Annotated in this window: 14 protein-coding genes; 9 read left to right on the forward strand and 5 right to left on the reverse strand. The window is 71.5% G+C overall.

Annotated features, from left to right (window positions below; translation table 11 throughout):
- Positions 1–94: 94 nt before the first annotated feature.
- Positions 95–1,282 (reverse strand): FAD-dependent monooxygenase, encoded by a 1,188-nt coding sequence (locus SSMG_RS23985; protein WP_037714655.1) that lies wholly within the window; start codon positions 1,280–1,282, stop codon positions 95–97.
- 106 nt (positions 1,283–1,388) lie between these two features.
- Here SSMG_RS23985 and SSMG_RS23990 point away from each other — a divergent pair, with 106 nt between their 5' ends.
- Complete coding sequence (locus tag SSMG_RS23990) at positions 1,389–1,856, forward strand: MarR family winged helix-turn-helix transcriptional regulator (protein ID WP_009080251.1); 468 nt, start codon at positions 1,389–1,391, stop codon at positions 1,854–1,856.
- Positions 1,857–1,862: 6 nt separating this feature from the next.
- Here SSMG_RS23990 and SSMG_RS23995 read toward each other — a convergent pair whose 3' ends face one another.
- Positions 1,863–2,771 (reverse strand): hypothetical protein, encoded by a 909-nt coding sequence (locus SSMG_RS23995; protein ID WP_009080254.1) that lies wholly within the window; start codon positions 2,769–2,771, stop codon positions 1,863–1,865.
- Positions 2,772–2,867: 96 nt separating this feature from the next.
- Here SSMG_RS23995 and SSMG_RS24000 point away from each other — a divergent pair, with 96 nt between their 5' ends.
- The 3 genes from SSMG_RS24000 to SSMG_RS24010 all read left to right on the forward strand — a co-directional run bounded on the left by SSMG_RS24000 (position 2,868) and on the right by SSMG_RS24010 (position 5,860).
- A complete protein-coding gene (locus tag SSMG_RS24000) occupies positions 2,868–3,926 on the forward strand; it encodes a peptidase dimerization domain-containing protein (RefSeq protein WP_009080256.1) in 1,059 nt (352 codons plus the stop codon).
- An 11-nt stretch (positions 3,927–3,937) separates the two neighbouring features.
- Complete coding sequence (locus tag SSMG_RS24005; RefSeq protein ID WP_009080257.1) at positions 3,938–4,756, forward strand: alpha/beta fold hydrolase; 819 nt, start codon at positions 3,938–3,940, stop codon at positions 4,754–4,756.
- 129 nt (positions 4,757–4,885) lie between these two features.
- A complete protein-coding gene (locus SSMG_RS24010) occupies positions 4,886–5,860 on the forward strand; it encodes a pirin family protein (protein ID WP_009080258.1) in 975 nt (324 codons plus the stop codon).
- 36 nt (positions 5,861–5,896) lie between these two features.
- Here SSMG_RS24010 and SSMG_RS24015 read toward each other — a convergent pair whose 3' ends face one another.
- A complete protein-coding gene (locus tag SSMG_RS24015; RefSeq protein WP_009080267.1) occupies positions 5,897–6,808 on the reverse strand; it encodes a phosphatase PAP2 family protein in 912 nt (303 codons plus the stop codon).
- A 103-nt stretch (positions 6,809–6,911) separates the two neighbouring features.
- Between SSMG_RS24015 and SSMG_RS24020 the strand changes: the two genes are divergently transcribed.
- The 3 genes from SSMG_RS24020 to SSMG_RS24030 are packed head-to-tail and all read left to right on the forward strand — an operon-like array spanning position 6,912 to position 9,503.
- Entirely contained in the window at positions 6,912–7,601 is a 690-nt protein-coding gene (locus SSMG_RS24020; RefSeq protein ID WP_199785965.1) for a response regulator transcription factor, read from the forward strand.
- A gap of 13 nt (positions 7,602–7,614) precedes the next feature.
- Positions 7,615–9,024, forward strand: a complete 1,410-nt coding sequence (locus SSMG_RS24025; RefSeq protein WP_009080273.1) for a HAMP domain-containing sensor histidine kinase — start codon at positions 7,615–7,617, stop codon at positions 9,022–9,024.
- A complete protein-coding gene (locus SSMG_RS24030; RefSeq protein ID WP_009080274.1) occupies positions 9,021–9,503 on the forward strand; it encodes a hypothetical protein in 483 nt (160 codons plus the stop codon). Before SSMG_RS24025 ends, SSMG_RS24030 begins: the two co-directional genes overlap by 4 nt.
- On the opposite strand, the gene SSMG_RS24035 is transcribed toward SSMG_RS24030, so the two are convergent.
- Positions 9,454–10,098: a TetR/AcrR family transcriptional regulator gene (locus SSMG_RS24035; RefSeq protein ID WP_009080275.1), complete on the reverse strand. Its 645-nt coding sequence runs from the start codon at positions 10,096–10,098 to the stop codon at positions 9,454–9,456. The genes SSMG_RS24030 and SSMG_RS24035 overlap by 50 nt on opposite strands.
- A gap of 56 nt (positions 10,099–10,154) precedes the next feature.
- On the opposite strand from SSMG_RS24035, the gene SSMG_RS24040 reads away from it, so the two are divergent.
- A complete protein-coding gene (locus tag SSMG_RS24040; protein WP_037714662.1) occupies positions 10,155–11,390 on the forward strand; it encodes an FAD-dependent oxidoreductase in 1,236 nt (411 codons plus the stop codon).
- A 771-nt stretch (positions 11,391–12,161) separates the two neighbouring features.
- On the opposite strand, the gene SSMG_RS24045 is transcribed toward SSMG_RS24040, so the two are convergent.
- The gene (locus SSMG_RS24045; protein ID WP_037714664.1) at positions 12,162–12,722 is read right to left on the reverse strand and encodes an NADPH-dependent FMN reductase; all 561 of its coding nucleotides are present in this window, start codon (positions 12,720–12,722) and stop codon (positions 12,162–12,164) included.
- Positions 12,723–12,816: 94 nt separating this feature from the next.
- Between SSMG_RS24045 and soxR the strand changes: the two genes are divergently transcribed.
- Positions 12,817–13,284: a redox-sensitive transcriptional activator SoxR gene (gene soxR / locus SSMG_RS24050; RefSeq protein WP_009080280.1), complete on the forward strand. Its 468-nt coding sequence runs from the start codon at positions 12,817–12,819 to the stop codon at positions 13,282–13,284.
- The last annotated feature ends 298 nt before the right edge of the window (positions 13,285–13,582 follow it).

Below are 13,582 nucleotides of genomic sequence, written 5' to 3' on the forward strand. Positions count from 1 at the left end.
GGTTCAGCCGATCGCGCGCACCGGCGGCAGCGTCAGCACGTTGTACACCCGCAACCGCTACTCGCAAGCCCGGCCGCGACTCGCCAACCGAAACTCAGACGGTCGCCCGCTCCGGCGGCAACACCAGCAGGTTGTGCACCTCAGAACTCGACTCCCCCGGCAACCCGTCCAACTCCCGCAACGCCGCGTTCCGCGCCGCCACCTCCGCCTCGGTGCGCGGCGACATCACCGCCGACCCGCCGGTCGCGAGCGCCTGGTTGGCCTCCACGAACTCCCGCGACCGCTGCTCATACGCCGCGAAGGCAACGTCGTGCGGAGCGTCGGCCAGCTCGTACGCCAGCAGGTACGCGCCGATCATCGCGAGACTCGAACCCTGCCCGGACAGGAACGACGTCGCGTGCGCGGCGTCCCCGGCCAGCGCGACGCGGCCCTTCGACCAGACCGGCAGATGGATCTGGCTGACCACGTCGAAGAACAGGTCGTCCGCCGAACGCATCGCCTCGACCATCCGCGGCACCTCCCACCCGAAGCCCTCGAAACGGCTCGCGACGAGAGCACGCTGCGCGGCCGGGTCGGCGAACGCGGAGAACGGCGGCTCGGGATGGGTGAAAATCAGGAACCCGTGCACCTGGCCGGCGTCGCGGTCGCCCGCCGCGTAGAGCGCCGCCGACCGGCCCGCGGCCGCCCACGCCATTCCCTCGTGCGAGAGGCCGAGATGGTTCGGCAGGGTGAATCCGGCGAAGCAGCAGCCGAGGTAGCGGTGGAAGCGCTCCTCCGGCCCGAGGGCCAGCGAACGGGTCTTCGAGTGCAGTCCGTCCGCACCGATGACCAGGTCGAACGTCTGGCTCCGGCCGCTGGCGAAGGTCACGTCGACCCGGTCGCCGCGGTCGTCCAGCGCGGCGATCGACTCCGAGAAGCGGAACTCGACGTCGTCGCGAACCGCGTCGTACAGCAGGCCGGTCAGGTCGCCGCGGGCCAGTTCGATGTCGTACCCGGTCTCGTCCCCGGTGATCGCCGTTGGGGCAACGCTGTTCAACACGACCCCCTCCGCGTCGAGAAACGAAAGCCGCCGGGTGCCGACGTGCCGCTCGCGCGCCTTCTCCTCCAGCCCCATCCGCCGCAGCACCTCGACCGCCGGGCCGCGCATGTCGATCGGGTACCCGCCGCCGCGCACCGCCGCCGCCTTCTCCACGACAGTGACCGCGAAGCCATACCGGTTCAGCCAGTACGCCAGCGCCGGGCCCGCGATGCTCGCCCCCGAGATCAGCACACTCCTGCTCATGGTTCTCCCCTTGTCCCCCGGCAGGCGATAGATGCCTACCTTAGGTATCATTTTCCCGACCGGCCAACCGTATACCTAAGTTAGGTATCTATTCAAGGAGCCCGCGATGTCCGCCGTCCCTTCCCTGCTCCGGGACCTGCTCCCCCGGCTGAACGAGCTGAGCGGGACGCTGCGCCGGGGCAAGCTCTTCGAGCGCGCGGTCGCGGCCACCGGGCTGCCGCTGGAGCGGCCGGCGATGAGCGTGCTCGGCATCCTGCACGTCGAGGGCGGGCCGCTGCGGGTCGGCGAGATCGCGAACCGGATGAACGTCGTCGGCCCGCACGTGACCCGGCAGGTGCAGGGGCTGGAGAGCCGGGGGCTGGTGCGGCGCGTGGCCGATCCGGACGACCAGCGGGCCCGGCTGATCGAGCTGACGCCGGAAGGAAAAGCCGCGAGCGAACGCTACGTCGAGGTGATCGAAGGCTGGTTCGCGGACGCGCTCAGCGACTGGACAGCGGAAGACCGCCAGGTCCTCGACCGGCTGCTGACCCGGCTGGTCGAGGACCTGACGGCCCGGCTGTCCGAAATGGACTGAACGGGATCACCGCGACAGCCGCAGGAACTCCCGCTGCTCGCGGTCGTAGCGCTGGGTCAGGCCGTTTCCGTAGCGGTCCCACCAGTTCTGCGTGTGCCCGTTCTGGCGGGTGGTCGTGTCGCCGTAGACCTCGCGGTCGTATTCGATCCGCGCGTCGCGGAACTGCTGCTGGAATTCCTCCGGCGACAGGCCCTGCAGATGCTGCACGGCGGCCGGGTCGAGGGTGCGCGCGCTCTGCACGATGTCCGCGCCGCCCATGTGGTTCAGGATCGCCCGGACGCCGCCCGCGCCGCGCATGTGCGCGCCGGACATGATCGCCGCCTGCGTGCCCGGGTCGGAAAACTCCAGCGCCCCGGCGCGGCGCGCGTTGGCGGTCATCAGCTGCGCGACCACCGCGCGTTCCTCGGGGCTGCCGAGGCCGTACTGCTGACGGGCGGCCATGATCTGGTCGTAGCCGTTGTGCATGCTCTGGCGGAACCCGTACGCCTCGCGCACGCCGCCCTGCTCGCCGGTCGCGCCCTCGGACCGCATGATCGAATCGACGACCCGGTCGTCCAGCTGCTGCGGTGCGGCACCCCCAGCAGCCGCACCGCCCCCGCCGGACCCGGCTCGCCCGCCGCCGTAGCCTTCGGCGACCGCGGCGTCGGCGTCGGCGTAGTTCTGCGCCGCGTGCGCCACCTTGCCGTTGACCTGCTCGATCAGCTTCACGAAATCGCCGAGCGAGGACACGAGCTTGGACTGCAGCAAGGTGTTCGCCGCGGCGACCCCGCTGCCGATGCCCGCGAACGACAAGGCGTCGATCACGAGCGTCTCGAGGTCGCGGACGGCCGAGAACGCCGCGGCGCCGAGGCCTTCCACGTTCTTCACGATCGCCGACACCTCGGCCGGCAGCACCCGGTAGCTTCCCGCTGTCATACCGGTGACCCTCGCGCACCGGCGCGGCCGCGCCCACGGCCGAATTACCCACTTTCGGCAGGGATCGAATGCCCGCCGGATGGGTACCTGGGCGGCATGGAGCCCGACGAGGACCGGCACGACCGGACCGACCACGAGATCGAGCTGCTCGCCGAGCGGCTCTGGGCCTGGTCCCGCGAACCGGCGGGCGACGAGGCGCCGGATCTCTCCCCGCTCGCGCAGGCCGGTTTCGAAATCACCGGGCGCACTGCCCGGTACGGCGCCGGACGTCCGTGCGTCGCCCTGCTGCTTCCGTCGGACCGGCTCCGGGAATTCGGCCACAACCTCGTCGCGGCGGCGGTGCTCGGCGCCGCGCTCGCCACCGTCCGGACGCTGGAATCCGGTTCCGTCGTCGTCACCGACCGCCCCGCCGACGGGATCGACGCGGTGCTGACGTTCCAGCCCGGCGTGCACACCTGGGCCGCCGCGCCGCTGGCCGCGCGGACCGAACTGCGGGTGACCGTGCACGGGAATTCCGGACCGGCGCCCGAAGACAGCACCGACGCGGTCGCCGGGCTGGTGCAGGTTTTCACCGCGATCGCCGCGCTGCGCGCCCGGCTGCCCGCTGGTGCGGCCGTGCAAGGAATCGTGACGCACGGCGGGGAATCCACCGACGTGGTGCCCGATTTCGCCGAGGCCCGCTTCGGATTGCGCGCGCCGGATTCCGAAACGCTCGGCCGAGTCGTCACCGAGGTGACCACCGCCGCCGAAGGCGCCGCGATGGCGACCGGAACGAAGGCGAACGTCGAACGATTCGGCCCGATTCACGCGCGGTTCCAGGACAATCCGGTGCTGTCCGGGCATTTCGCCCGGCATCTCGCGGCGTGCGGGATCCACGCGGCCCCGTCGGGCGCCGCGGCGATCCCCGGCCGGGCCGAGGTGGGCGACCTGAGCGTGCGGATGCCGACGATCCATCCGTCGGTCGCGCTCCACGATCCGGTGCGCGCGGTCGGCAGCCGGGCGTTCGCCGAGGCGACGGCGTCGCCGCGGGCCCGGACGGTGCTGCTCGCGACGGCGTCCGCGCTGGCCCGCACGGCGTCGGACCTTCTCGCGCATCCCGCGCTGGTCCGGCAGGCCTGGGACAATTTCGCCGACCGGGCGCGCCGGAGCGGCTAGAGTCCCCCGGCATGGGGACGACTGATCTATCGCTGCCGGACGGCCGGAATCTTCGGGTGCACGACACCGGCGGCGACGGTTTCCCGCTGGTGTGGCACCACGGAACCCCGCAGTCCGGCCGGTTGCTTCCGCCCATGGTGGAGGCTGCCGCCGCGCGGGGTTTCCGGGTCGTTTCCTACGGCCGGCCCGGGTACGGCGGGTCCACTTCGGACGTCGGGCGGACGGTGGGTTCGGCGGCCGAGGACGTCCGGCACCTGGCAGACGCACTGGCCTTGCCTCAGTTCGCGGTGCTGGGCGCGTCCGGGGGCGGACCGCACGCGTTGGCTTGCGCGGCGCTGCTGCCGGATCGGGTGCCGGCGGCGGTATCGCTCGCCGGGTTGGCTCCGTACTCCGAGGAGTACGACTGGTACGGCGGAATGGTCGACGACAGCTCGTTGCGCGCCGCCCGCAAGGGTCGGGAAACCCGCTTGCAGCACGGAGAAACGCAAGAATTCGACCCGACGAGCTTCACCGACGCGGACTGGGCGGCATTGCGCGGCGAGTGGGGCCCGCTGGGCCAGGACGCCGGTGCTTCCGGTGACGTGGCCGCGGAAGCCGACGACGACCTCGCGTACGTGACGCCGTGGGGTTTCTCCGCCGCCGACGTCCGGGTTCCGGTGCTGCTGGTGCACGGCCAGGCCGATCGGGTCGTCCCGGTCAGCCACAGCGAATGGCTCCTGCGGAACCTCCCGGACGCCGAGCTGTGGCTCCGTCCGCGCGACGGGCACATCTCGGTGCTGAACGCGCTCCCGACCGCGCTCGACTGGCTGCGCAACCGCCTCGGCCGCTGACCCGCGCCGACTGTCCGTGAAGGGCTCCTTGAGGGAATCTGATTCCCTCAAGGGCCCCTTCACGGACTCGGGGCTCCCCGCACGGACAGCCGAGCAGGATCTCGCGCGCGGCCGGTTATCGTGTCAGGCATGAGCAACGTCGAGACCGACCCCGCCGAACTGGCCTGCGGCGGAGACCCCGTCGACCCCGGCAAGGTCGAGATCCTCGACTCCCGTTCCGTCCCGCTCGGCGGCCCGCGGGCGATGCCGGTCCGCCGCACCCTGCCGCAGCGGCAGCGGTCGCTGATCGGCGCGTGGTGCTTCGCCGACCACTACGGCCCGGACGACACCTCCGTCAGCGGCGGCATGTCCGTCGGCCCGCATCCGCACACCGGGCTGCAGACGGTGAGCTGGCTGTTCACCGGCGAGATCGAGCACCGCGACAGCCTCGGTTCGCACGCGATGGTCCGGCCCGGCGAGCTGAACCTGATGACCGGCGGGCACGGCATCTGCCACGAAGAGGTGTCGACGCCGGAAACCACGACGCTGCACGGAGTCCAGCTGTGGGTCGCGCTGCCGGACGAGCACCGGCACACCGCTCGCGACTTCCAGCATTACGCCCCGCCGGCCGTCGACCTCGACGGTGCCACCGCGCGCGTCTTCCTCGGCACGCTGGCCGGGCAAACCTCGCCGGTGCAGACCTTCACTCCCTTGCTGGGCGCGGAAATCGTCCTCGACCCCGGTGCGCGTCTCAGCCTCGACGCGGACCCGTCCTTCGAGCACGGCGTCCTGCTCGACACCGGAGAACTCACCTTCGGCGGCACCCCGCTGCAGCGGGCCCAGCTCGGCTACCTCGGCATCGGCGCGGCCAAGCTCGACCTGCACAACCCCGGCCCAGAGGCGGCGCGGGCGATCGTGCTCGGCGGGCCGCCGTTCGGCGAGGAAATCCTGATGTGGTGGAACTTCGTCGGCCGCAGCCACGACGAGATCGCCGAATACCGCGCGGCGTGGGAGGCGCACTCCGACCAGTTCGGCGAGATCGAGCCGTACCCCGGCGGCCCGGCGCGGCTGCCCGCTCCCCCGCTGCCCGCCGTGCGGATCAAACCGCGCCGGAATCCCTCGTAAGCGGCAACGCCGGGGAGAACCGGCGCCGGCGACCCCTCAGCGGGACTCCGCGTCGTGCAACCGGTTCCGTGCCCCGGACGGGTCGAAATTCACCCGGCGGAGCGGTCCGGCCGCCAGCAGCACCACCGCCACCGCGCTCAACGCCGCCAGCACCAGCGCCGCCACGGACCGGGCGGGCACCGACGTCGCCGACGCCAGCACCGCGTACCCGCCCAGCACCACCGCGACCGGCCCGAGCAGCGCGACCGCGGTCAGCACCGGCGGAATCCGGCCGCCGTCCGGACGCCGCGCCGAGACGACCGCCGCGCCCGCCGTCACGACCGCGGCCACCAGCAGGCAGGCGCCCACGGTGTCCGAAAGGCGGTGCCAGCTGAGCGCGACGGTCGCCGCGGCCACCCAGGCGACCCCGGGCGCACCCACGGCGAGCACCCAGGTCCGGAACCGCGCGGGCAGCACCACGGCCAGTGCCAGCAGCACGGCGGTGGCCGCGCTCACGTGCCCGCTCGGAAAGCTGTTGTGGTGCGGCGCCCCGCTCGAACCGACGTCCGGCCGGTCGAGCAGGTAGATCTTGAGCAGCTGCGCGGCGGCCAGCGGCAGCAAATACAGCACCAGCGCGGTCACCCCGAGCGCGAACCGCTTGCGCAGCACCGCGAGCGCCACGATGACGATCCCGGCCGCGCCGAACACCTCGACCCCGTCGATCCCGGCCAGCGGGCGTGCCCAGTCCACAGTGGACCGCGGAAGGTGCTGCGCGAACCGGACGACCCCGTCCTCCGCGCGCTGCCCGGCCTCGGTCCGCACGAACAGCAGGTAGGCGACGACGAACGCGACGGCGAACCCGATCGCGGCCGCGACCAGCACGGCGGTCCGCGACCGCCGCGGAGGGACGAGGGCGTGCCGGGGCGAGGACAGGGGCACGGTCGGCGTTTCAGGAGTCAGCACTGCCATGCCTTCGAGCCTGGCCTCCGGATTTCGAGATCTCGTCAGGGCAGTGTCATGGTTTCGCTACAAGATCCGCCCGGCTCGCGCGAATCCGCGGGCAGTCCGAATAATGGCCCCTGTGGCTGTGGTGTTGGTGATCGAGGACGACGCGTCCGTCCGCGAGGGCATGGAACTGGCGCTGCGCCGGCAAGGACACACGGTGCACACCGCGGCGACCGGCGAGGACGGCGTGGCGAAGCTGCGCGAACGCGCGCCCGACCTCGTGGTGCTCGACCTCATGCTGCCCGGCATCGACGGCTTCGAGACCTGCCGCCGGATCCGCGCGCTCGGCCAGGTGCCGATCATCATGCTCACCGCGCGCAGCGACGATTTCGACGTCGTCGCCGGGCTCGAAGCGGGCGCGGACGACTACGTCGTGAAGCCGATCGAACCGCGCGTGCTCGATGCCCGGATCCGCGCGGTGCTGCGCCGCACCGCCGCCGAACCCGGCGCCGCCGGCCCCGAACAGCACGGCGACCTGGTGATCGACCGGGCCGGGATGCTGGTGCACAAACACGGCGAGCAGGTCCCGCTCACGCCGACCGAACTGAAGCTGCTGCTGGAGATCTCGCGCACGCCCGGCCAGGTGCACAGCCGCAGCCAGCTGCTCGCGTCCGTGTGGGGACACGACTATCTCGGCGATTCCCGCCTGGTCGACGCCTGCGTGCAGCGGCTGCGGGCGAAGATCGAGGACGTCCCGGCCCGGCCGGACCACGTGCAGACGGTCCGCGGTTTCGGCTACCGGTTCGGCCGCTCGTGAGGCGGGCCGGATCGTGAAGCGGCTCCGGTCGTGGGCGTCCGGGCTGCGCCTGCGGCTGGTCCTGGCGTTCGCGGCGATGACGCTGGTCGGCGCGGGCGCGGCGGCGGGCGCGAGCTACGTGACCGCGCGCAACACGATCCTGGCCGGCGTGCAGGACCCGGCGATGGTGCAGCTGCGCGACGAGGTCAAGGCGTACCTGCCGCAGCTGACCCTGCCGCCCGACCAGCGGCAGCTCGACAACATGGCGAGTTCGCTCAAGGGCGCCACGACCGTGGTGTTCGGGGCGCTGCGTTCGCGCGTCGGGCTGAATCCGGACGAGATCCCCGCCGGGCTGCGCGCCGCGGTCGCAGGCGGGACCAGTGTCCAGTTCCAGCGGGTCATCGAGGGCGGGCGTCCGGTGCTTTACATCGGGATGCCGCTGCTGCGGTACGGCGCGTCGAGAGGGGAACACACCGGCATCGAGGTCTACAAAACGGTCCCGCTCGCCACGCAGCAGGCCGCGATCGAACAGCTGGCGACCCGCGCGTGGCAGATGACCGCGCTGGCCCTGCCGATCGCGGTCGCGCTGGCGCTGTTGGCCGCGCGACAGGTGCTGCAACCGGTGCGCGCGCTGAACTCCGCGGCGCGCAAGCTCGGCGACGGACAGCTCGATGTGCGGTTGCCCGCCAAGGGTTCCGACGAACTGGCCCAGCTGGTCACGACGTTCAACCACACCGCCGCCGAGCTGGAACGCACTGTCGGCTCGCTGCGCGAGATGGAGGCCGACGCGCGCCGGTTCGTCGCCGACGTCTCGCACGAGCTGCGCACCCCGCTGGCCGCGATGAACGTGGTCACCGACGTGCTCGACGAGGACGCCGACCAGCTGCCCTCGGACACCGCCGTGGCGGCGCGGCTGGTGTCGGCCGAAACGCGGCGGCTGACCCGGCTCGTGCAGGACCTGGTCGAGATCTCCCGGTTCGACGCCGGACGGGCCGAGCTGCGCGTCGAGGAGGTCGACCTCGCCGAGGCGGTGACGAACAGCCTCGCCGCCCGCGGCTGGACCGACTCCGTGGCGGCCGACCTGCCGAGCGTCCCCGTGCCCGCCGACCCGCGACGGCTCGACCTGGTCATCGCGAATCTCGTGGGCAACGCCCTGCACCACGGCGCGCCACCGGTCGAAGTCCGGCTGAGCACCGACGACACGACCGCCTTCCTGACCGTCACCGACCACGGCCCGGGAATCCCCGAGGAGGTGCTGCCGAAGGTGTTCGACCGCTTCGCGAAGGCCGACACCTCGCGCGCCCGGTCCGACGGCAGCGGCCTCGGGTTGTCGATCGCGCTGGAAAACGCGCGGCTGCACGGCGGCGACATCGAAGCCGCGAACACCGGCGACGGCGCGCGGTTCACGCTCCGGCTGCCCCGCACCGCGCAGGAGGAGCGATGAAACTCCCGCGGCTCTTCGTTGCCCTGCTTTCGGTTGCGGCCCTCGCCGGATGCGGCATCCAGCCGACCGGAGTGATCCCCGCCGGAGACGCACCCGGCGGCTTTCAGCAGGGCGCGCCGCGTCCGGCGATCACGCTGTACTTCCTTTACGCGGGGCAGCTCAGCCCCGTGCAACGAGCCTGGGCAAGGGACGCGACCCCCACGGCGGTGCTGACGGAACTGTTCGGCGGCCCGACGCGCGCCGAAGAACAAGAGGGGTTCTACTCGATGCTCCGCCCTGGCCAGCACGTCACCGTCGACGCTTCGACGCAGCCGGTGACCGTGACCGTCGCCGAATCGATGAAAGTGCTGTATCCGATCGGTCTGCAGCAGGTGGTCTGCACGGTGACGGCGTCGCTGGTCTCGTCCGGGCAGTCGGCCGACAAGGGGATCACCGTGGTGGCGTCGGACACCAAACTCGAAGCGCTGTACTGCAATTAGCCTTGCTGGGCAGGCAAAAACCGTACACGACCCGCTCGACGATGCCCAGGACCACTTCCGTCGCGCTCTGTCCTTCCGGCACCTGCCGCAACGCCGCCTCCAACGCGCCCAGCACCGCCCCGGTCAATGCCGCCGCCTCGACCCGATCCAGCTGCGGCGCACACGTCTCGTAGAGCTTCTCCGCCCACCGATCGCCGACCGCGGCGTTGCGCAGCAGATAGCCCGCGCGCAACGCGGGCACGCCAGCCAGCAGCCGGGTCCGGACCACGGTGAGCGGATGGTCCAACGGAAAACTCCACGCGTCCGCCGTCGCCAGCGCGTGGACGGTCCGGGTCACCATCTCCGCCACCGGCGCGCCCGGCTCCGCCGCGGCGAAGACCTCGTCCACCACCTCGTCGTAAAGATGCTGGTCAGCGAAGACGACGTCCTCTTTGGTGGCGAAGTAGTTGAAGTACGTCGCCGGGGACACCTTCGCCCGCGCGGCGATCTCGGCGACGGTCGTGCCGTCGTAGCCCTGCTCGTCGAACAGCGTGAGCGCGGCCTCGATCAGCGCCTGGCGGGTCCGCCGCTTCTTCTCTTCCCGCAACCCGGTCATGGCGTGAATCTTAGCGTTACTCTAAACTTAGAGTGTCTCTAAGATTGGAGGTCCCGATGGAACGGACCGGATGCGTGGTCGCCGGGGGCGGTCCGGCCGGCGTGATGCTGGGCCTGCTGCTGGCGCGGGCCGGGGTCGAGGTGGTGGTGCTGGAGAAGCACCGCGACTTCCTGCGGGATTTCCGCGGCGACACCGTGCACCCGTCGACGCTGCGCCTGCTGGACGAACTGGGCCTGGGCGCCCGGTTCGCCGCCCTGTCCCGGTCGGTGCTGGAACGGATGAAAATGGAGATCGGCGCGGAAACGGTGATCGCCGCCGACTTCAGCAGGCTGCGCGGCCCGCACAAGCACATCGCGATGGTGCCGCAAGCCGAATTCCTGGGCCTGCTGGCTGAAGCCGGTGCGGCCGAACCGAAATTCTCCCTGCGGATGGGCGCTTCCGTCGTTTCCCTGCGCCGCGCGGGCGGACGCGTGACCGGCGTGAACTACCGCGACGAGACCGGCGCGGTTTCCGCGATCGAAGCCCCGCTCACCGTCGGCTGCGACGGACGCTGGTCGACCGTGCGCCGCGAACTCGGCCTGGCCCTGCGGGAGTCGGAGGTCCCGATGGACGTCTGGCAGGTGCGGGTGCCGAAAGCCGGACCGGGCGAACGGGGGGTGTTCGCCCGGTTCGGCCCCGGCTACGCCTCCGTGACCATGGACCGCGGCGACTACTACCAGACCTCGTACCTCATCCCGCGCGGCCAAGACGCCCGACTCCGCTCCGGCCCCATCGAAGACTTCCGCACGCGGCTGGCGGACTTGTTCGGCTGGACGCCCGGGCAAGTGTCCGCCGTCGGTTCGTGGGACGACGTGAAGCTGCTGGAAGTGACCATGGGCCTGCTGCCGCGCTGGCACGCCCCCGGCGCGTTGTGCATCGGCGATGCCGCCCACCCGATGTCCCCCGTGGGCGGCGTCGGGGTGAACCTCGCCGTGCAGGACGCCGTCGCGACCGCCCGCCTCCTCGCAGAACCGTTGCGACGCGGGGAAGTCCCGGTGTCCCGCCTGGCCGCGGTGCGCCGCCGCCGTCTGCTGCCGACTGTCGCGGTGCAGTCGAGCCAGCGAGGCGAGCACGAGATGCTGCTGCGCCCCGCCCTCGCCGGAACCCTGGACAGATTGCCCGCCCCGATGCGGATGGTGCGACGATTCCCGGCGCTTTCCGGGGTGACTGCTTATTTGGGCGGCGTTGGTCTGCGGCCAGAGCACGCACCGGCGTTCGCCCGGCGGTCCAGTGTGGACAGTTACGCCGGATGACGCTTTGCCCGGGGTGGCGCCGGACGGGTTCTGCGGCACCACCCCGGGCTCGCGGGGGTGCGAATCTTCGCCGCTTCACGGTGGCCGGGCTGCTTATCTTCACCGCTTCACGGTGCTGCGGCCTGCCTATCTTCACCGCGCGCCAAGGCACCGCGGCCTGCCTGTCTTCACCGCGCCACGGTGCCGCGGCCTGCCTATCTTCACCGCGCCACAGTGCCGCGGCCTGGCTATACGCACCGCTCCACAGCACCGCTGCTCGGCGATCCAGACCGCTTCACAGTGCCCGCAGCCCTTCGATCCGCACCACTCCACAACACCGCAGCCCGGCAATCCGCACCACTCCACAGTGCCCGGCTTAGCGATCCCCGCAGCTACCCAACACCCGGTTTGGCGATCTCCTCCGCTTGCCGGTGCCCGGCTTGGCGTAGGCATCCGCACCGTTAGCCAGGGGCCAGACCAGCCCCGGGTGCCCGGCTGTGGACGGCAGCATCGGCTCGACGGATGCCCGAGCCGATGCTGCCCCACAACGAAACGCCGGGCCGGGCATGGTTCATCGGCAGGGCCCTGCCTTCACCGCAACACCCGAATCCCTGCCTCCCGCAGGGTCGGTCCTGCTCGCCCCACCACAGCCCTGACGGACAAGCCCGCACCAACCGGCCCCCTGCAACGCCCGGGCTCTCCTGCTGGGCCGGTCCTCCCCGCCGCCTGACAGCCATGCCCAACCGTGCCTCGAACGCCCGGCCCCCTGCGGCGGGTTCGGCCCCGCGACAGTTACGCCGGATAAGCCCGCACCGACCGGGCCTCCTGCAGAGCGCGGGCCCACCATTCGAGCTGGTCGAGCAACGCCTTCGCCGCGGTCTCCGCTTCCGGGTCGACCGGCTCGCCGTCCTCCCCGAAGCGGCCGTACACCCCGTGGAAGCTGACGGTTTCGCGGATGGTGACCGCGTGCAGTTCCGCGAAGACCGGCCGGAGGTGTTCGACCGCGCGCAGTCCGCCGGAAATCCCGCCGTAGGACACGAAAGCGACCGGCTTCGCGTGCCATTCGCCGCGGAACCAGTCGAGGACGTTCTTGAGCGCGGCCGGGTAGCTGTGGTTGTACTCCGGCGTGACCACGACGAACGCGTCGGCCGCCTCGAGCCGGGCGGCGACGGGTGCGGCCCCCTCGCCGTTCATCGTGAGGGGCAGCGAGATCTCGGCGACGTCGAGGACGTCGATCTCGAATCCGCCGTGCCGGTCGGCCTGGCGGGCGAACCAGCGCACGACCGTCGGGGCGAACCGCCCTTCCCTGGCGCTGCCGACGAGCACAGCAAGCCGGACGGGAGCTTTCGACACGTTATTCTCCTTTTCCCCGGGGCGGAACAGGTTTCCGCCTCCGGAGAGGAGTCTCGAACTTCAAGCTCCCTTTAAGTCAAGCTATGCTGAGCGCATGGCGAAAACGGAGCTGCCCGAACTGACCGTGGGCGAACTCTCCCTCCGCAGCGGCGTACCGGCGTCGGCCCTGCGGTTCTACGAGGACGAGGACCTGATCCGCAGCAGGCGCACCGCGGGCAACCAGCGCCGCTACCGCCGCGACACCCTGCGGAGGGTCACGTTCATCCGCATGTCGCAGCGCGTCGGCATGCCGCTGGCGCAGATCCGCGAGGTGCTGGCCCTCCTGCCGGACGACCGCACCCCGACCCGCGCCGACTGGACCCGCATCTCGTCCTGCTGGCGCTCCGACCTGGACCAGCGCATCCGCCAGCTGGAACAGCTCCGGGACCAGCTGAACGACTGCATCGGCTGCGGCTGCATGTCCCTGGCCAAATGCCGCCTGGCCAACCCGAACGACCAACTGGGCCAAGACGGCCCCGGCCCGCGACGGCTGCCGGACCACCGGGGAACGGGCTACGAGTGAGGCCGGTCGCGTTGCCCGCGCCTCCAGGCCGGTTCTCGCCGCGCGGAGACCGGGCGCTGCCGGGCGTCGACGGTCAGCCGCACTCAGCCTGACTCCCCCGTCTCGCCTCGGCTGAGTGCGCGGCAAGCTGCCAGAGCGCCAGCACCACCGACAAGCCAACGCACCCGGCCTGCTCTTCACGCGCCCCGGCACAGCAACGAGCAACCAGAACGCCAGCGTTTCCGCCCGCAACCCACCGCGCGCGCCGCCAATAGGCACCGCACATGGACTAACGACGGCAACCCACGGCGCCATCCGG

The organism is Streptomyces sp. AA4 (assembly GCF_000158875.1).
Lineage (GTDB): Bacteria > Actinomycetota > Actinomycetes > Mycobacteriales > Pseudonocardiaceae > Amycolatopsis.